This is a genomic window from Vibrio sp. 397, assembly GCF_033339395.1.
GTDB lineage: Bacteria > Pseudomonadota > Gammaproteobacteria > Enterobacterales > Vibrionaceae > Vibrio > Vibrio alginolyticus.
The window spans coordinates 118,259-137,752 of record NZ_JAWOUN010000003.1; the positions used below are offsets into that span (position 1 = coordinate 118,259).

Consider the following 19,494-nt stretch of genomic DNA (forward strand, 5'->3'; position numbering starts at 1 on the left):
GTCTATCCTTCAGAACTCGGATTATTTAGTTATTATTTAGTGCTGCGCGAATAAAGCCGTTGTGCGCGGCGAGGCGTGATTTGGCTTGTTCGGCATCCAAATCGGCCAAAATCATTAAGATGGCGGTTTTGCAGTGGCGACCGCAGGCATTTAATGCTCGCTCTGCTTCTTCTTTTGATGCGTCGGTTGCTTCCACAACAATGTTGGTTTGGCGTTGTATGAGCTTGGCGTTAGTGGCTTCTACATCCACCATTAAGTTGCCAAATACCTTACCGCTACGAATCATTGCGCCTGTCGTGAGCATGTTTAGCACCAGTTTTTGTGCGGTGCCAGCTTTCATGCGAGAAGATCCAGTGACAACCTCTGCGCCAACTATCGGCAGAATCGCGATGTCGGCCGCTTCTGCCATGGCACATTCTGGATTACAGGCGATAGATGCGGTCGTGGCTCCGATGGATTTAGCGTAGTCCAAACCACCTAGTACATAAGGTGTACGGCCACTCGCTGCAATGCCTACAACCACGTCATGCTTGGTGAGGTGAAGTGCTTTTAAGTCGTCTTGACCCATTTTCGCGTTGTCTTCTGCGTTTTCTACCGCTTTTAAAATCGCTTGATGTCCACCAGCAATTAAGCCAATCACCATATCTGGATGCGTGCCGTAGGTAGGAGGACACTCGCTTGCATCAAGAATGCCTAAGCGACCTGACGTACCAGCTCCCATGTAAATTAAACGGCCACCATTTGCAAAAGCTTGGGTAATTGCGTCAACTGTCTCTGCAATTTGTGGTAGCACCGCTTTTACCGCGAGCGGGACTTTTTGATCCTCTTCATTAATGACTTGCAGCATCTCGATGGTCGAAAGCGTATCGATCTCGGCACTGGCTGGGTTACGGCTTTCTGTCACCAATCTGCTTAAATCAATTTTCATGTTTTGCACTCTTCGTAATGTTCAATCTGAGGGCGATTTTATGGAATAAAATATTCAGGTTTGGTGATAAAAATCACACTTGAGGTTATTCTTTATGCAGGAGAGATTTGGAATAATGAGAGAAAATATACGTCTATTACGTCCGGGATTAACTGTCTTGGTTAGAGTAATCAGGGGGTTAAATCAAACGCCTATTATTTCTGATTTGGAATAATTTATTTAAAATTTTTGAGGTTTTTGTTGTGTCAGTTATCAATAAGATAGTCGCGAGGCGTACTCAGCTTTCGCAAAGTGGTCGTTTGGTTGGCGATTGGATTGTTGAAAACGCAGAAAAGGCGGCGCTGCTCACCAGCCAAGAACTTGCGGCGCAAGTAAAAGTGAGTCAATCGAGCATTGTGAAATTTACTCAGCGTATCGGCTTTAAAGGTTACAGCGAGTTTAAGTTAGCTCTGAATGAAGAGATTGGCCGTAAGCATGCGATGCAGTCGACACCGCTGCACAGTGATATTTTGGCTGACGACCCCATTGCGGTTATTTCACAGAAACTGGTGAAAGCGAAAACCGACGCTATGTTTCAAACCACCAATACGCTGTCTTACGAAGCGTGTCACCAAGCGGTGAAATGGTTGAGTGAAGCGCGTCGAGTGCAAGTGGTCGGGATTGGGGGCTCTGCACTGACCGCCAAGGATTTAAGCTTTAAACTGCTTAAACTTGGTATTACGGCGCTTTCTGAACAAGACAGCCACGTGCAGATTGCTGTTGCCCGCACGCTCTCTCCAGAAGATGTTCAGATCGCAATCTCGTTTTCGGGTGAGCGCAAAGAAATTCTCGTCGCGGCAGAAGCGGCAAAAGAGCAGGGCGCGAAGGTGATTGCGTTATCTGCGCCTGGAAGAAGTCGCTTGCGCGGTATTGCCGATATTACGTTTGATACGATTGCCAATGAAACGGAACATCGCAGCTCATCCATTGCTTCGCGTACCGCGCAAAACGTGATCACCGATTTGCTGTTTATCATCTTGGTTCAGCAAAGAGACGACAGTGCCCGTCAGTTGATCAGCGATATTAGTACCGACATCAAACAGATCCTCACATGATCGCTTGTTTAACAGCGGACTAGAGATCCGGATCGTGCCTCAGCAAAGCAATAAAAGCGGAGAGATGTTTTTCAATGGTGAGATCGGCAGAAATCGCGGGTAATTCCAACGTGATGCAAGGTAAATCACGTTCACTACACCAAGTGCCGAATGAGCCGGGTGTTTCGTAGTCGACATCGTCTACAATTGGCAGTTGGAACTGCTCGCGGAGCCATTTGGCAAGGTCGGAATGTTTGGGATCATCCACAAACGCAAGCGGTTCATGAAACGACACCACAAACTTTGGCTTGCGCAGTTCAATCAAGTTAATTAAAGCGCTAACTTCAGGCTCTAGTTGATTTTTAGTGCCAGTTTTCACCTGTACGTCTCGAACGGGGGTGTGAGAACTCCATCGATACACTGTGCCATGCTCAGTCCAATTTTGGGTTGGAAACGCGCGATTGAGATCCACTTGGTTTGCATTTGCGCGTGTGCCTAGCTGGTTGCCGTCAGGATTCATTGACAGAATCACATCATGTCGTAAGTTTTCAGCAGGCAAGCTTCTTAGCGCGCAGGACAAACCTGCAATCGAGGCTGTCTCATCCCCGTGAGTGCCTGCCAAAATCAAACCTCGTGAAGCACTTTCGACTTGAGCCGGAAAATACAGTAATGGCGCACCAAGCACGGATTGACCGTATGATGTTGGCCGAATTAAAAATGCCGCTCTTTCCGTTCTTGGAATTAGACTCACCGTAATCTCCTGATTGATGAAGTAGTATCAATATCTAAGCTAATTACACCTAGCTAAACTGAACCGTTTAAACTCGTCAACGGTTGAAATGTTAATTGTGGCACTTGCTTCACAAGACGCGTTAGGAGAACGAAAAACGATATGGATTTTAAAAAACATTCAACGGCGTTGCTGATTTCCTCTTTATTCACCCCTTTTCTTGCTACATCAGTTGCTGCGGAGACCTTACCTAAAGGCATTCAACTTGCCGCAGAACAGCATTTAGTACGTGCGAATGACGCAGAGGCGGCGACGCTTGACCCAGCGAAAGCCGAAGGTCTGCCAGAAATGCATGTGATTCGTGACTTATTTGAAGGGCTTGTGATTCAAGATCGTGACGGAAACATTATTCCCGGTGTGGCAGAATCATGGGAAACCAAGGATAACCAAACCTTTACTTTTCACTTGCGCAAAGACGCGAAATGGTCGAATGGCGAGCCTGTGACAGCGGATGATTTTGTCTATTCACTGCGCCGAGCGGTGGACCCGAAGACCGCTTCTCCAAATGTTTGGTATCTCAAACTCACCAAGATCAAAAACATCGCCGATGTAGCAGAGGGCAAAAAGCCTTTGGACGATCTCGGTATCAAGGCAGTGGATAAATACACCCTACGTTTTGAGTTGGACAGTCAAGTGCCGTACTTTGTTGCTATGACTGGGCACACGTCCATGATGCCAGTGCATCAAGCGACAGTGGAAAACCGCGACAAGCCGTGGAGCGATCCAGACCAATTTGTTAGCAACGGTGCATTCACATTGGATAAGTGGGTCGTGAATGAACGCATTGAATTGGTTAAGAGTCCAAGTTACTGGGACAGCGCAGATACGCATCTAAACAGAGTGACTTACATTCCGTTTGAAAACCAAAACGCGTCGATCAATCGTTATGCGGCAGGAGTGCTGGATATCACGTCAGATGTGCCGACTCATATGGCGCAGAAGCTTAAACAAGATTACAAGCAGGCTTACACGGTGGTGCCATTGTTGTGCACGTATTACTACGCGTTCAATACCACTCGTCCGCCATTTGATGATGTGCGAGTGCGTCAAGCGGTGTCGTACTCCATCATGCGCGATGTGATTACGAATGGTGTCACGCAAGTGGGCAACCTTCCTGCTTATACTTTTGCGCATCAGTACACCGCAGGGTTTGATGCGACGCCGCCTGAATACAGTAAGTGGAGTCAGCAACAACGTGACGAGAAAGCGCGTCAGTTGTTAAAAGAAGCGGGTTACAGCCAAGACAAGCCGCTCGATTTTAAATTGCTGTACAACACCAGTGAGGCAAACAAATCGATCGCGGTTGCGATAGCGTCGATGCTACAAAAAAATCTCGGTGCAAACGTGGAGTTAGAAAACCAAGAGTGGAAGTCGTACTTAGTGGCGCGTAAACAAGGCAATTTCGATGTGATGCGCGCTTCCTGGTGTGGTGATTACAATGAAGCGTCTACTTTCCTGAGCTTACTTCGCTCAGGTTCTTCGGGTAACTTTGCACGTTACAGCAATGCTGTGTACGATAACGCGATGAACAGTGCATTGGCAGCAACCGATGAGAAAGCGCGCCAAGGATTTTACGACCAAGCTGAACAGTTGCTGGCGACAGATATGCCCATCGCGCCAATCTATTATTACATGCAAGCACGTTTGGTTCGCCCTACGGTTGGCGGTTTTGCCAAAAACAACGTAGAAGGGCGCATCTACTCGAAAGATCTCTACATCAAGAAGTAGCGCTCAAAACAAGCGATAAATATGAAGCCCCGAAGATGTATCTTACGGGGCTTCTTTTTATTGTTAGCGAGTGGAGAGCTTATTCACGAGCATAGCGACTCGTTTGCCAAGATACTCCGCCGTTGCAACATCAGAAGCATGCAACTGACCACCTTCACCACCTTGTGCAACAATACCACCTTGTACACCATAACGATTCAGGTTTTGCTCCCCAGAATTGCTGATCTTATCCAACCCGACCCACATCATGCCGTGTTGGTTAGCGAGCGTTTGTAGATATTGTAATGTGCAAGATTGGTCGCCATTCATTGCCCCACCACTGGTAAAGCCAGCCGCGATTTTGCTCGCCCATTTTTGGTAATACCAAGATTCACTGCTTGCATCTGCAAATGCTTTAAACTGCGCTGCTACACCTCCCATATAGGTCGGTGAGCCAAAGATAATCGCATCACACTCAGCAAGTTCATCCATTAGTTTAGGGTTCACAAAACGTCCCTCAATAATCTCACTGCCTTCAATTCGGTGAGAGAGGATTTCACATTCATCTTGCTGTTTAATGCCTTGTTGTTCAACACTTGCGGCAATCGCGCGAGCAAGCTGACCAGTAACGTCGGTTTTAGAGAAATAAATAATCGCAATTTTGGACACAATGGTTCCTTTTTTCATTGTTGATCTTTAATCGTGCGACTAAGGCTAAAACCTCAATCTAAGTTGAGGTCAACACTAAAACTTAAAAAGAAGTGCATTAAAAAAGCCGATGTAGATACATCGGCTTTTTAGTGGGTTATTTCTTTCTGCGAGTATAAATCCGAGATTTTACTTTACTTGGCTCTGGCTTGTTTTTCGCCAGCTTTAGCACTGCTTTTTGCAAAATCTGGTTGTTTGGGTAAGTGATTAAGTTTCCGTTGTCGTGCTTAATTAACACGTGAAACATACTGATTTCTTGAATCTCACCGCAGATGTCTTCATCTTTATCTACGACTTTAATTCGGTCACTCACTCGGTATGGGAAGACAAAAAAGATCAAAAAGCTGGCAGTGATGTTGCTCAGAATTGACCACTGCGCAATAAACGCCACACCTAATACGGCAAAAATGGACGATAGGAACAAAGACACATCGCCATAGCCAATACCTGTGATAATGGCAAAAATAGAGGCGGTCAAAAATAGCAGCGCGACATTGAAACAGCGCTGAATAAAACTCAAACGAGCCTTTTTTACACCTTTCGTTGTTGCCAAATTTAGGATGGCTCGATTTACAATCCTCTTCAGGATGCGATACGCGATCAGGACAAAAATGCCCATCAATAGTTTGTAACCGAGGGAGCCCGTAGTGAAATACTGGCTCACTTGCTCTAATTGGATCCAATCATTCATTTCTTCATCTCGACGATATCTAGAAAGCGGCTTTTATAGCTGATTTTTTGCTGTAAGTAATCACAATTTTTCTTTACACCATTTGTCTCTGTGTTGAGGTACCACAGAGTACTATATAAGTTAATCAAAGACTTAGTGAGCATTACGAACTCTTTGGCTTCATTACTTATATTCAATCAAAGCTGACGTGATTTTGAAGAGAGCATTCTTTGAGCTGTATCCCATATCCGACATTCTATGATGCTAGTTCCTCATAAACGAGCTGAATATGACTTTTGTCCTGATAACCTAAGGTGTATTAATTGAAATAGCTTTTAGGGCGTTGAAAAATGGAAGAAGATGAAAAGGCGATTATGATTTTATTCGTGATTGTTGGCCTTGTACTCGTTTGGGTCGCGCTTGAAGAACTTAATTATCTCGGGCTCCCAATAAAATAAGCCCCGTTAAACACAAGTTAAACGGGGCCTTTGCTTTTATCAATGTGAATTCAGGCTAGCTAACCGCACGCACTTTGCCTTGTTTCAAATCGTTCAGCACTTGCGCTTTAGGGCCATCTGCGATGATGCTGCCTTTCTCCATCACAATTACGCGATCAACGATGTCGAGCATAGACGTTTTATGCGTAATCAGAATCAGCGTTTCACTAGGTTTCAACTGTGCTAATTGATGTTTAATGTGCATCTCTGAGCGATTATCCATCGCACTGGTTGGTTCATCCATGAGTAGAACAGGAGGACGACCCAAAAATGCACGAGCGATCGTGACTGCTTGACGTTGACCACCCGAAAGCATTGCTCCACCTTCACCAACTTGGCGTTCTAAGCCCGCTGGGTCAGATTGCGTAAACGCAGTAACACCGGCACGATTCGCTGCGTCTAGTACGTCACGGTCATCGGTTAATGGGCGACCTAGCGTAATGTTGTCGCGGATAGAACCAAAGAACAGATTCGAATCTTGCGGCACACAACCAATATTACGGCGAATGTCGACATGATGCAGTTGTGCGATGTCGGTATCATCAATGCGAACATGACCTTCCGTCGGCTGATACAAGCCCATGATGAGACGTTCTAACGTGGTTTTACCCGAACCGATACGGCCTATGATCGCTACTTTTTCGCCTGGGTTAATGGTCAAGCTCAAATCTCGAATCGACGCCACCGGTGAATCTGGGTAGTGGAAGGTCACGCGTTCAAGTTCAATTTTGCCTTGTACTATTGGGCGGTGAATGTAACGTTTACCTTCTTCTTGTTCATCCGGCATTTCCATGACTTGATTGATAATTGTCATAGAAGACTTCGCTTGGTTGTAGCGCGTAGAGAGTAAGGATAACTGAACCAAAGGACCAATCGCGCGGCCGCTAAGCATGGTTGCGGCAATCAAACCGCCCATGGTTAAGTCGCCTTCTGCAATTAAGTAAACGCCTAGGATGATCATCCCTACGTTACTACTTTGCTGCACAAAACCTGCCGCGTTTTGAATGCTATCCGTAATTCGGCGGCTTTTTATATTCCAGTTCGCCATGTGCGCAACTGCCTCTTCCCAGCGGTATTGGAATTGGCTTTGCGCACTGAGCATTTTTACGGTTTCTAACCCAGCCAAGCTCTCTATCAAATTGGCATATTTTTGCGATGCTAGGCGTGAACCCTCCTCAATGGAGCGGCGCAGCGGCCCTTGTATCAGTAGCGAGTGAATAATCAAAATGACCACGCCCACCATCGGTACATACACAAGATCGCCAGCCATTAGCCATATAATCACTAAGAATAAAATGGCAAAAGGCAAATCAATGAGAGCACTGACGGTCGCTGAAGTAAAAAACTCTCGAATAGATTCGAATTCTTGTAAATGGCGAGCGAAGGCACCGACCGAAGGCGGCTTCGATTCCATTCTAATCCCCATCACTTTGCTGAACAGTTTGGATGAAATCAGAATGTCAGACTTCTTGCCCGCCACATCAATGAAGTAATTTCTCAGCGACTTGAGAATGAAGTCGAACAGGAACACGACAAAGATGCCACTTGCTAGTACCCATAGGGTTTCAAACGCAAGATTCGGAACCACTTTGTCGTACACCAAGCGAGTGAATAGCGGAGCGGCAACCGCAAAGAGGTTGATGAGAAGTGATGCGATTAAAACATCGCGGTAGATGCGTTTTGACTGCCACAAGGTTGACCAGAACCAGTGGCCTTCGTTGGTTTTGAGCACTTCGGGAGAGCGCTCATCGAAACGGAATTGCTTTTTAACTAAAAAGTACCGACCAGTGTATTGCTCAAGTAGGTCTTCTAATGGAATAGAGATCGGCACCATTCCACTTTCTAGGGTGGTGACTTCGGCCTCGCGTTTCTCCATATTGATGCTGTTGAGAACGCAAGAGTCACCGCCTTTAAGAACTAAGATTGCCGGCAGAATTAGGCTGGAGATGCTCTCCAGCTCTGCGCGGTTTTCCTTGGCAACCAATCCGGCCCTTTCCGCTGCTCTTGGTAGCAAAAATGGGGTCAGTTTACCGTCAGATAGCGGTAGTCCGTTGACTAGCGCTTCTGGCGAGTTAGCTAACCCATAGTAACGGCTAACGTAGATGAGCGAATTCAGTAAAGGGTCTTTCATCGTTGATAAACCTTTTTATTCCTTGTCGACGATGAATCCTTGGAATACCTCAACAAAATGTTCAGTGAGGAAATCCAACTGGATTTGAGTTTCGATACGCGATGCGATAGTCGTAATACCAAGGTTGTGGGCAGTACGAGAGATCGACGTTAGCGTGAATTTCTGTTTTTCGTCGTGCAAGTTGTGTGTGAATAGGTAATCGAGCTTCACATAGTTCGGGCGGAACTCTTGGATGTATTCCAAAGATTGGAAGTTACGTCCGTAGTTATCTACGCCGAACTCAGCACCTGATTGGCGAATGGCATTACATAACAGTGCTGTGTGGTGAGGCTGATCGATAAAGCATTCCTCTGGAATTTCAAAGTGTAGCTTAGAGGCCACTTTGGCATGTTTTTCCAGCATGCTAGTTGTCCAGCGAATAAACGATGGTTGAGACAAGCTGCTTTGCGCGATGTTAATCGCGACTGGGTCATTAAGTTCACCACTTTCTAGCATCTTAATCATTGATTCAATGACATACTGGTCAAAGATGTTGGTGGCGTCTAACTGTTCTAGTGCGAATAGGTATTGATTCGCACGATACGTTTCACCATCTTTTTCGATGCTTGAAAATACTTCGTTGTGGAATACTTTACCCCATGTGTTTTTCGCAGCTTGGAAACGGAATTTAACCCAATCACTATGAATGGCTTCTTCAACCAACGCTTTCCATTGCTGTTTACCCATCAAACTAGAAGGTGTATCACTGCCAATGAAGCCGTATGGCTTGTCTGGTTGCGCTTTGGCTTTCGATAGTGCGTTGTCCACCATCGAGAGGATTTCAGAACGCGTTTTCTGATCTTTGCTGTGTGCAACCCCTAGTGACGCTTTAGGTTTTGCTAAGCCTGTTGGGTCAGTATTTAGGCCGTTCACACAATTGACGATGCTGTCCGATAAAATGCGTAACTCGCTCTCATCCATATGAGGGAAAAGCAAGCCGAACTCATCACTAGACAAGCGAGCAATCGTGGCACCCGGTACATCAATGGTGTTTTTCAAACGTTGAGACAGTTCTTTAACGTGGGCATCTGCGCGTTGGTAATCTTTGGTCTCGTAAATGTCCCCAATGTATTCAGCATGGAGTAGCGCGATACCCCCTTGCGTTTGCTCTGCAAGCCATTGGTCGATTTGGTTGATGTAGAATGAGCGGTTACCCAATTTAGATATAGGATCGAGGTAAGCCTGAGCACGCAGACGTTGCGCCTCTTTGGCTTGCTCTTTGAATGATAGCTCGATTTGAGCAGACATCATGTTAATGCCATCTACCACCGCGATAAGATCTTTGGTTCTTGGACGAGCAAGCGGTTCACCAAATTGGTTATTCGCGATTTCATGCATTTTATTCACGATGGCCGTTAACGGCTTTAGCGAGCGACGTAGGATGTATGAAATTGCCACTAAACCAGCCAGAAAAATGACACTGAATACAGACAGCAACCCCATAAAACCTTGCCAGAGCTGCTCGTAAGCTGCGCCTGGGTGGCTAATGATTTCTACTTCGGCGAGCTGCATCCAACCACTGGTCACAACACGCTTATCGTGAATCGCTTTAAATAGATTCATGTCGATAAACCATTGTGGCACCGTACTTGGTTTAACTGGGTAAGTACGCACGATCTGGTAGTCAGAATCTAATGCTGTAAGACGAACAACGGAGTAGGTGCTGCCGTCAAATAGAGCATTAATCACGGACTCAACCGCGACTTTATCTTTGTCCTTTAGGTAAGGAGCCAGTGCCAAACCTACGGTGTTAATAGTGTTGTTGACCTCTGAACGTTGCTGTTGCTCCAAGCTGTCTCGAGTCGTGTTGAATTGGATTACGAATACTGATGCCAACAAGAGTATAAAGACCGTAACCATCCCCACCACAAGCTTCTTATATAGGGTCATGTTTCTCACTCGTCATAGTTAATTTTAGGTTTATTTAACTGCAACTTACGTTCGCGCGAGCGTAAGTCATTCCAAAGGCTCAACCGTGATGCTTTCCCTGCCAGCTCTCCAGTGCTAGCAGATGACTTCATCAACCACAGGTTTGTACCATTAAAACTGTATATCGGTAGCAAGTCGCTACGCTTAGAGGCTCGGACAATGTCAGGATTGATATTATCGAGAATGAGCGGCTCAGAACTTGGGGTAGGGTAGTAAGCTAATACCATGTGAAACTGATTCAGTTCGATGGCTTTTACGTATATTAACCGCATCTTTGAATCTGGTATTCCTAGCTCGAGTAAAGAGAAGTACTTAGCAATAGTGAAATCTTCACAGTCTCCTGCGTTACTCCCTAAAAATTCGAGTGGCGTAGCCCAATAATCTGTCTTTCCCCACAGTTTTATGTCGTCAACGAAATACAGCTGATTAAAAAAGTCGTTAACGCCAGCGAGCTGTTCATGAGTCTCTAATTGTTTAAATAAGTCGAGGTTCTTTCGCCATGTATTTACGCGCAATCCCGCACGTTCGCCGTACACCGCTGTGACCGTATTGACCCATCGTTGTTCTTTACTGTTCAGCGCACCAAGTTGGAACGACAAACAACTTAAGCTGATTAATAATGTAACTTTACGCTGCAAATTGGATCGCATATTCGACTCGTATCACAAGTATACTCTTCTAGAGAGTTCGTCAGTGAGAAATAAGTGCTTTTTATTTAATCACTTATCGCTCAATACTCCCTATCGCGAGTATCTTAATGTGGTTTACTCCTTCAAGGCGTTCGTTTTGGCACTTAAAATCGGTTTAAGTAGATATTCCAAAACGGTTCGCTTCCCTGTGATGATATCGACCGATGCTGTCATTCCTGGAATGATTGGTAAATCTGCATCTTGACCAAAGTTTGTTTTTTCGGTGCGTACACGAACAATGTAGAAGCTGTTGCCTTCTTCATCTTGAGTGGTATCCGCGCTGATATGTTCCAACTCTCCCTCTAAACCGCCGTACTTTGTGAAGTCGTAAGCTGTAAATTTCACGATAGCATGAAGATCTGGGCGTAAAAATGCGATGTCTTTTGGCGCAATTTTCGCCTCTACCAATAGTGTGTCTTCTGTTGGTACGATCTCGACGATATCCATACCAGGTTGGATAACACCACCGACAGTATTGATGTTCAGTGTTTTGATTTTGCCTGTTACTGGCGAATTCACAACCGTTCGGTTTACTCTATCTTCCAAGCCCACCGCTGATTCAACCAAAGCAGATAACTGGTCTTGGGCGCTGTTGAGTTTCTCTTGCTGTTCAGAGCGGAATTTGAGTGCAACATCAATACGGTTGAGCATGGATTCTCGAATCGCTGATTGCAATACGGGAATCTTGAGCTCACTGGACGTCATTTCACGACGGGTATCGTTGACTTGGCGCTGTAATTTGAGCAGTTCAATACGAGGAACAACGCCCTCGTCTGCCAAAGGTTTGGTGATATCGAGTTCTTTTTTCGCGTATTGGTAGCTTTGACGCAAGTTCCTTACTCGTGCTTGGATCTCTACCAAGTCCTGCTGCTTTTGCTGCACTTGTTGGTCAATAACAGAAAGTTGGTTGCGTAAATTATCTAGATCTTCGCGATATTCTGCTTTTTGACGCTGTGTGAGTTGAGGTCGAGTCTCTTCCAAGGTTGGTGGGAAGGTCAGTTTACCGTAATCAAGTAGTACACTTTGACGCCAGTTTTCCGTTTCAAAATCACGATTAACGGCAACACTGTTAATAGAAGCGGATAGTTGCAGCACAGATGCGGTAAGGTTGGCAACTTGTTGCTCACGTTCACGAAAATCTGAGCGAAAGCGGGTGTCGTCGATAAGCAGTAACTGTTGGCCTTTTTCAACCAACTGACCTTCTTTGACCAAGATTTCTTTGACTAAGCCACCTTCTAAGTTTTGGACTACTTGTATCTGTGAGGAGGGAATCACTTTACCTTGACCAACCGTGACTTTGTCGATTTCAGCCCAAGATGCCCAACCTATTGCTGCAATGAAAAATAGCACCATAACCCAGAGCATAAAACGCGCGCTGTTGGGGGTATTGAGGAGCAATGCTGCAGTTTTGTCATCAACAAAATCCAACTCTTCATCGTTGAGTTTGTTGTAGTTATCTCGGCTCATCACAGTCCCTGCTTATATAATTACGGATTATCTTTTTGATCTTATTATTATTAACCGATCATGTCAGCATGCTCGGCTAATAAAATATGAGAAGAGGGTTATTCTCTCTTCAAATGAGCTTTCTTACACTTTCTAAATCAAACAAAAGCATAATTAGCGCCGGAGTATAGCTATTACGCCTTGAACTTGGCTTTATCCAACTGATGTTTTTTTAGTTTGTCGTACAAGGTTTTGCGTGATACCTGTAATTCTAGTTGAACCTCTTTGAGTCTGCCGCGATGTCTTTGCAATGCATCGAATAACAAGCAATATTCAAAGTATTCTGTGCGCTGAGTCATACTCTGAATTTCAAGACTTTTCTCACTGTTCCAATCTTCCATTCTAAAAGTATCTGGCTTGAGGGCACGAAGTTCAGCAAATTGGCGTAGCTGCTTAACGTTTTCTGGCCATTCGAGACTGGTGAGGTGTTTGACCTCTTCTAGGCTGATATGTGGCGGCTGTAACTGATATCGACTCGCTGTGTGGCGCACAAAATGCTTGTATAAAGGCCCTATATCTTCCTTTCTTTCATCGAGCGTCGGTAAGTGAATTAGAGTCGCCAGGGATTTTAGAGGTGGCTCGGCTTGGGTGGTCGCGCCAAAAACACGTTCAAGTTTTGGGTGCTTGAACAAGTATTCCCATTGCTCAAATGATACATGCTCTGCGCTATGTAAGTACAAACAGCAGTGGCGTTTTCCTTCACTTAAGCGGTGTATGGCTTTGTCGAGCGCTTCTAATGAAAGCTCATAGAGGTCTTCACCAGAAGCGGCGATTAGCTCACTATCCGGTGTTGCATGTATGTCGTGGGCAAATTGTGCGGCGAGCCGGCGACCTGTACCATCTTGACCTACAAAAATGAGCGGCTGGCTTGTAGGCGCACTGATCAAGGCGCGACGAATACTAACCATGGCCTTACTGTGACCAATCATTTTCGGACCAACATGAGTTTGCATGTCGAGCTCTTTCTTAAGCCAGATGTTTTCTTGCAACAAGTTCAGTTTATCGCTGGCATTGTTGAGCGATTTCATGAGCTGTTCCGTTGAAAACGGTTTTTCTAGAAAGTCGTACGCGCCGCTTTTCATCGCATCTACCGCGGTTTTCACATCTCCATGTCCAGTAAGTACGATGAATTGAAAGTGATCGTTTTTGCTTCGCAAAGTTCGCATAAACTCCAAGCCATCCATCACGGGCATATGGATATCGGTAATGATAATCGCAGGCGTATTTGAGTCGATTACGCGTAAGGCTTCTACTGCGTTTGGTAAGCAGGTGACGTCTATCCCTTCAATCAGCAGGGCTTGAGACACGGCATCACGAATGTGTGGTTCGTCATCAACAAAGAAAACTGGGTTATTCATGGTCGTTTTCCACTTCTGGGGTACGTTTATTCTGATTGACTATTGGTAGCGTCACGATAAAGGTCATCCCTCCTGCTTGTTGCTCTGTGTTCTGATGTTTATAGGCACAGAGGGAGCCGTGATAGCTCTCTATAATCCGCTTGGAGATTGTTAAACCTAATCCAAGACCCTCCGGCTTAGTCGTAAAAAATGGGTCGAACACTTTTGCTAGGGCTTCGTCTGACATCCCTGGTCCGTTATCGGAAACAAGAATGTCGCAACTGTCATCATGACACTGAACAGCAATGGATATTTGCGGATCGATACAGTGGTTTTCCATCGCTTGTGCGGCGTTGTGGAAGAGGTTTATCAGCACTTGTTCTAATTCAACGCTGTGAATGGCCAGCTTCACATCATAGTCGATGGCCGGAACTTTTAGTGTTACTCCTTGCTTAATAAGCTTGTTGCTCAAAATGCTGGTGGCAGTATGTACCGCGTCGTGCAGTACTGAGATTTCATTGTGTGAATCGTGCGTGGCTTTCCGAGTAAAGACTTTTAAGCGGGCAATGACTTCCGAAATGGTGTCATTGAGTGTCAGCATTTTGCCCAAATTGTCAGCGACCATTGGGTATTTTTCCATTGCCAACAAACGCTGCGAGTTTTCGGTATAGGTTCTTAGTGCGGAAAGTGGCTGATTTATCTCATGATTAATACTGGCTGATAGCTCGCCCAACAGTGCCAATTTCGCGGCTTGCGTCAGTTCTTGTTGTGTTTGTTTAAGCTCTTGTTGGCTTTGCTCATATTGGCGGATGGTCTGTTGTAGTTTTTGGTTGGCTTCACTCAGAACTAGTGTCCGTTGCACTACTTTTTCTTCTAGGCTCACATTGAGATGGGCAAGGCGTGCTTTGTTAACTAGGGTTTGGAACCACGCTAACGCAATTAGAGCAATGAGCGCATATAAGATCAGGAAGACGATATCGGCCTGTAAAACGGCGGCAAGAACGCTGTTGTGGTTAATTAAGGCAACGACGCGAAACCCTTTATCCAATAAGTGTGTTGCGTATGCGAGGTAATTCGGTGATAGAAGCAATTGATTGTCATCAAACTCCGTGACACCACTGTGTGCCGTTAACTCACCAAAATATTCGGGTAAGGTATCGCCATATTGACGCGTTTCGGTAAGTTCATTTATTGCACTCGATGACAGTGGGAAAAGTGCACGATAGCGCCAGTCTGGTAAATTGCTCATAAACACGACATTGTGTTTATCTGTAATGAGTACGTCAGTCGTGGTTTGCGAAAGGCGCTGTTCTAATTGCTCCAAATTCACTTTTACTGTGATCACGCCAACGACTTCCTCATTTACCCACAGCGGAGATGAGAAGAAGTACCCACGTTTATTCGAGCGTACGCCTAATCCAACGTATTGAGCGGGCTCACCGCGTCGCGCATTTTTAAAATAGGGGCGATAGCTAAAGCTAGAGCCAACAAACGTATCTTCTTGCTGAAAGTTACTTGAGGCTATGACTAACCCGGTACGGTCATGAACGTAAATCGTATCGGCCAAACTTTGCTTCAACCAATCTGATAACAGTAGGTTGAGCTCTTGAGAGGGCGTTCCGCGCTCGACTGCTTTGAGTAGTCTTGGGTCGTGACTTAATAGGTTTGGTATCTGTTCAAACTTTGCCAGTTCGTAGTCCACTTCTTGTGATACTTGCGCGGCTTGTCTCTCTAGCTTTTGTTGCCATTGATCATGTTGGTATTGAGTTGCGTAATGATGAGTAAGCGCAAGCCCTGAAATGCCAACGGCACACAGTAGCAGTAAAAAATGACGTAGGGCTTTGGGGTTGAGTAAGTTCACGATCAGCTCACTGGTTTTTTGTGTCATGGTATCAAATGACGCACTGTGATGCTGTGAGCGGCAACGATAACAAGCACAATGATGTCCTTGTATTTCCTCAGTATCGGGAGCACAATCGACAAAAACGAGTGAAGGAGTAAAGATGGAACTTGCTGATATTCGTCGTGAGTACACCAAAGGTGGGCTGCGTCGTAAAGATTTGAAAGCTGATCCTATTGATCAATTTAATCTGTGGCTAGAGCAAGCAGTTGAAGCGGGTTTAACGGACCCGACTGCGATGACAGTTGCAACGGTTGATGAAAATGGCATGCCGTTTCAACGCATTGTTCTATTGAAAAACGTCGACAAAGATGGTTTTGTGTTTTACACCAACCTAGGCAGTCGCAAGGCCCAGCAGCTAGAGCATAACAGCAATATTAGTTTGCACTTCCCTTGGCATCCGTTAGAGCGCCAAGTTCATATTACTGGTGTGGCTGAAAAGCTTACCGCCGTAGAGAATATGAAATACTTTACTTCTCGTCCTAAAGAGAGCCAGTTGGCCGCAATCGCGAGCAAACAAAGTAGCCGTATTTCTGCCAGAGGTGTGTTGGAAGGTAAGTTTTTAGAGCTAAAACAGAAGTTTGCTAAGGGTGAAATACCAGTACCAACCTTTTGGGGTGGCTTTCGCGTAAAACCAAAGAGCATCGAATTTTGGCAAGGTGGCGAACATCGCCTTCACGATCGTTTTCTTTTCTCCCAGCATGATGGAAGTTGGGACATTGATCGTTTAGCGCCATAGGCTTATGGTCCCTCATGAATAAACAAACACCGCCGAATTGGGGCGGTGTTTTTGTAGGTAGAAGCGATGCGAATTATCGCTCTCCATTCAACACAACCGATAATTGATGCTTAAGCAGCGTTTTGGGTACAACAGAGCCGTAGCCTGCTTCCATTGCTTTATCTATTAGCTCGTTCTTGCTGTTCGCTGCAAACTTATTACGTAAGCGTGCGACGTGACCTTCAACGGTTTTTGTTGATATGCCCATGACCTGAGAGATAAATTGAGGCTTTTTGCCATAGAGCAAGAGGAAAAGCGTTTCTTGCTCGCGGCATGTGAGCTTCTCTGGTTTTGGTTGTAAGTCAGAAAAACGAAAGATGGATTGTTGATTTGGGTTGGTACTGATTGCACGACAAACCCAATACCCGACTTCAATCACGGCGGTGTCGGTGAGTTCCCTTCCGTAGAAAATGGTGCCTACGATGTCGCCTTTGTCATCTCGCCACGGTGTTTTAGTAAATATATGTGCTCGCCAGCGGCCATCTGGATAAGGGTGGATATCCAGAATTTTTAGTGACTCGCCAGTTTCGAGAACATGTTTATCTTGGCGTTGAAATTCTTGCGCGCATTCAGTGGTTGGGCTGGCCATATCAAAATCAGTTTTACCCAAGCACTCCTCGGGCGACGTGTGCCCTAACAGTTCTGCGTATTCCTGGTTTACGTATAGGAATACCGAATCTCTATCTTTGCATCCCCAACAACCTGGTAGCTGTTTAAGGAGGGATTGTTCTATGGTATCGACTGAAATATTCACAAAAGGACTCACTACATACTGCTTTTACCAATACAGAGACGTCCGTGTTACATGGCTCGTATTGATGTTGCCAAGTAGGCAGTTACGTTGCTAGAACACGTTCGTTGATTGGCGCTCAATCCAATTAAATTCATGGTGTTCGATGTTTTCGTCAGGTAGTCATAGACAACGACGAAATGGAACGAAGAGTTTAATTGAGAAAATGGTCTGTTTCATTACAGATATGTGCGCTCACGGATGTCCGCCTAATGTTCGGCTTACAACTCGTATCGTCCTTGATCATGCTTCCTACAACTCAGTTGTAATGTGGTTGACGTTCATATCACTTGTGAGCGAAAGAGCAGCACCTAAGCATATGAGAGGGACAGTGAGACAAACGCTATGATATCAGCTTATGCCATTGTTTTCATTGTTGAGAAGCGAAAAAAAAAGCCAGCCTGAAGACGGGCTGGCAACACAAGATATAATCTTGTCGACGTGTAGAAGAGGTTCTAAATTACCTAGCGAGGGTCTGCTAAGTAAGTTAGAGGTATCAATGAGATACCGAGAGCTTTAGATCGTATGCATCTTAAAGCTCGATAACTAATGTATTGAATCAGAAGCATATTAGTAAGGGGGGAAATCCCTCTATGTTGAGTTTAAGAGTGGGTTTCGATCCGTTTCAGGGACGAGTTATCTAATATGGAGCACGGTGTTTTACAAAATAACAGATTGTTCGGTAATAAGGATCTTTACATTGATTGATTATGTATACGTAAGGTGTTGCCTATCTATCCGTTTTTGTTAATAAAATTGGTTGCTCACTGACCGTAAATTAACCTCGCATGATCATCGTTCCGGAACTATGATCATGTAAATGAACTTGAGCATGCTGATTTGATCTTGTCGATTGAGTTGGGTAAAAGTTGCAACCCAACAAAGAAGGTATATGATGCGAAGACGTAAGCTGACCGTGTAAAGACGACTGTTTAAAATGAGTGATTCAGATAACCAAAAAATCCTTTCATATCAAGAGATTATTCTGCCAAAGCCGGCGGAGCTGATCACACTTCCGTCTTATATGGATTGCCACGATCATTCTTATACGCAGATCGTGATTGGTTTAAAAGGGCAAGCCGAATTTGAAGTGCGCGGGCGAGGTAATCTTGTCGGCCCTGGTCAAGGTTGTGTGGTTACCGCATGCTCTGATCATGCTTTCGGTGGCGTCATCAATCAATCGGATATTTTGGTGCTGAATATGCCCAAACCGACAAATGATGATCCTGAAATGCTTCAAAAAATCAATAACCTGGAGAGAGACCATGTCTACTTCCAGTTAGATAGTCAAATTCAGAAGCTGATACAGATGTTGGTTCAGGAAATGCGAAACCATCCGGATGACCTGCTGTTAAGTCGTGCGTGTAACGACACTGTGATTGCATTAATGCAGCGCCATATCTCGGCATTTGAGACCAGTCGAAAAGAGTCGCGCTTTGATTTGGAGGCGATTGATCGTTACATTGAGCAGCACCTGAGTCATAAGATTAGTGTGGCTCAATTGGCCGGGCGAGTGTTTCTTGGGGAAAGTCAGTTCCATTGCTTGTTTAAAGAGCAGATGGGGATTACACCTCATCAATATGTTCTCGGAAAGCGTATCGACATGGCTCGTGAATTAATCGAGCAAGGGCACCTTTCTTTAGGGCAAATTGCCGAGTTTACTGGCTTCTCAAGCCAGAGTACTTTTACTCATACTTTTACTCGCTTACAGGGAATATCACCTTCCCGTTATAAAAAACAAGTTGGATAACAACGCGTTTTTTTAGGTCAAATAATCATCAATCAGAATAAAGCCATGCACTATGCATGGTTTTTTTATGTTTTATTCACGTGACCTATCTCTCGTTTTTTTAAATTCTCTGTTCTTTGCAGTGGTTGATATGCCACTTGATCCTACATTTTCTCTTAGAACGAGCTCTTCACAAAAATCTTATTGATATTCTTGATATTTTGTTGTGAATGCAATGAAAAAATTAAAATTTACAACACAAAATATTACCTATTTGAATGTGACTATGTGGA

15 protein-coding genes are annotated in these 19,494 nt (G+C 45.0%); 4 read left to right on the forward strand and 11 right to left on the reverse strand.

All coding sequences use genetic code 11. The annotated features are described in order from the left end of the window. Positions 1 to 25: 25 nt before the first annotated feature. Complete coding sequence (gene murQ, locus R7P36_RS06040) at positions 26 to 928, reverse strand: N-acetylmuramic acid 6-phosphate etherase (protein ID WP_017635657.1); 903 nt, start codon at positions 926 to 928, stop codon at positions 26 to 28. Positions 929 to 1,170: 242 nt separating this feature from the next. Here murQ and R7P36_RS06045 point away from each other — a divergent pair, with 242 nt between their 5' ends. Further along, positions 1,171 to 2,022, forward strand: coding sequence for a MurR/RpiR family transcriptional regulator (locus R7P36_RS06045; RefSeq protein ID WP_033907250.1), 852 nt, complete (start codon positions 1,171 to 1,173; stop codon positions 2,020 to 2,022). Positions 2,023 to 2,041: 19 nt separating this feature from the next. Here the strand turns inward: R7P36_RS06045 and mpaA are convergent, their stop codons facing one another. Then, positions 2,042 to 2,752 carry a murein tripeptide amidase MpaA gene (gene mpaA, locus R7P36_RS06050; protein WP_064354431.1) on the reverse strand — a complete coding sequence of 237 codons (711 nt, stop codon included), beginning with the start codon at positions 2,750 to 2,752 and terminating at the stop codon, positions 2,042 to 2,044. 141 nt (positions 2,753 to 2,893) lie between these two features. Between mpaA and R7P36_RS06055 the strand changes: the two genes are divergently transcribed. Next, positions 2,894 to 4,519: an ABC transporter substrate-binding protein gene (locus tag R7P36_RS06055; protein ID WP_213899045.1), complete on the forward strand. Its 1,626-nt coding sequence runs from the start codon at positions 2,894 to 2,896 to the stop codon at positions 4,517 to 4,519. A gap of 63 nt (positions 4,520 to 4,582) precedes the next feature. Here R7P36_RS06055 and R7P36_RS06060 read toward each other — a convergent pair whose 3' ends face one another. The 8 genes from R7P36_RS06060 to R7P36_RS06095 form a co-directional block, all read right to left on the reverse strand. Further along, entirely contained in the window at positions 4,583 to 5,167 is a 585-nt protein-coding gene (locus tag R7P36_RS06060; protein WP_213899143.1) for a flavodoxin family protein, read from the reverse strand. A gap of 136 nt (positions 5,168 to 5,303) precedes the next feature. Next, the gene (locus R7P36_RS06065) at positions 5,304 to 5,897 is read right to left on the reverse strand and encodes a mechanosensitive ion channel family protein (RefSeq protein WP_213899046.1); all 594 of its coding nucleotides are present in this window, start codon (positions 5,895 to 5,897) and stop codon (positions 5,304 to 5,306) included. Between the two features lie 492 nt (positions 5,898 to 6,389). After that, on the reverse strand, positions 6,390 to 8,504 hold the full coding sequence (locus R7P36_RS06070; protein ID WP_005374556.1) for a type I secretion system permease/ATPase: 2,115 nt from the start codon (positions 8,502 to 8,504) through the stop codon (positions 6,390 to 6,392). A gap of 15 nt (positions 8,505 to 8,519) precedes the next feature. Beyond that, positions 8,520 to 10,433, reverse strand: coding sequence for an EAL domain-containing protein (locus R7P36_RS06075; RefSeq protein ID WP_046875648.1), 1,914 nt, complete (start codon positions 10,431 to 10,433; stop codon positions 8,520 to 8,522). A gap of 5 nt (positions 10,434 to 10,438) precedes the next feature. Beyond that, positions 10,439 to 11,122: a transglutaminase-like cysteine peptidase gene (locus tag R7P36_RS06080; protein ID WP_005374561.1), complete on the reverse strand. Its 684-nt coding sequence runs from the start codon at positions 11,120 to 11,122 to the stop codon at positions 10,439 to 10,441. 114 nt (positions 11,123 to 11,236) lie between these two features. Next, a complete protein-coding gene (locus R7P36_RS06085; RefSeq protein ID WP_005374562.1) occupies positions 11,237 to 12,628 on the reverse strand; it encodes an HlyD family type I secretion periplasmic adaptor subunit in 1,392 nt (463 codons plus the stop codon). A gap of 173 nt (positions 12,629 to 12,801) precedes the next feature. Then, a complete protein-coding gene (locus R7P36_RS06090; protein ID WP_046875649.1) occupies positions 12,802 to 14,025 on the reverse strand; it encodes a sigma-54-dependent transcriptional regulator in 1,224 nt (407 codons plus the stop codon). Next, positions 14,018 to 15,892 (reverse strand): ATP-binding protein, encoded by a 1,875-nt coding sequence (locus R7P36_RS06095; RefSeq protein ID WP_213899047.1) that lies wholly within the window; start codon positions 15,890 to 15,892, stop codon positions 14,018 to 14,020. Before R7P36_RS06095 ends, R7P36_RS06090 begins: the two co-directional genes overlap by 8 nt. 115 nt (positions 15,893 to 16,007) lie before the next feature. On the opposite strand from R7P36_RS06095, the gene pdxH reads away from it, so the two are divergent. Continuing rightward, on the forward strand, positions 16,008 to 16,643 hold the full coding sequence (gene pdxH / locus R7P36_RS06100; protein WP_005374570.1) for a pyridoxamine 5'-phosphate oxidase: 636 nt from the start codon (positions 16,008 to 16,010) through the stop codon (positions 16,641 to 16,643). A 73-nt stretch (positions 16,644 to 16,716) separates the two neighbouring features. Here pdxH and R7P36_RS06105 read toward each other — a convergent pair whose 3' ends face one another. Then, positions 16,717 to 17,436, reverse strand: a complete 720-nt coding sequence (locus tag R7P36_RS06105; protein ID WP_115386874.1) for a PAS domain-containing protein — start codon at positions 17,434 to 17,436, stop codon at positions 16,717 to 16,719. A gap of 973 nt (positions 17,437 to 18,409) precedes the next feature. Here R7P36_RS06105 and R7P36_RS06110 point away from each other — a divergent pair. After that, complete coding sequence (locus R7P36_RS06110) at positions 18,410 to 19,222, forward strand: AraC family transcriptional regulator (protein WP_017820064.1); 813 nt, start codon at positions 18,410 to 18,412, stop codon at positions 19,220 to 19,222. Positions 19,223 to 19,494 lie beyond the last annotated feature (272 nt).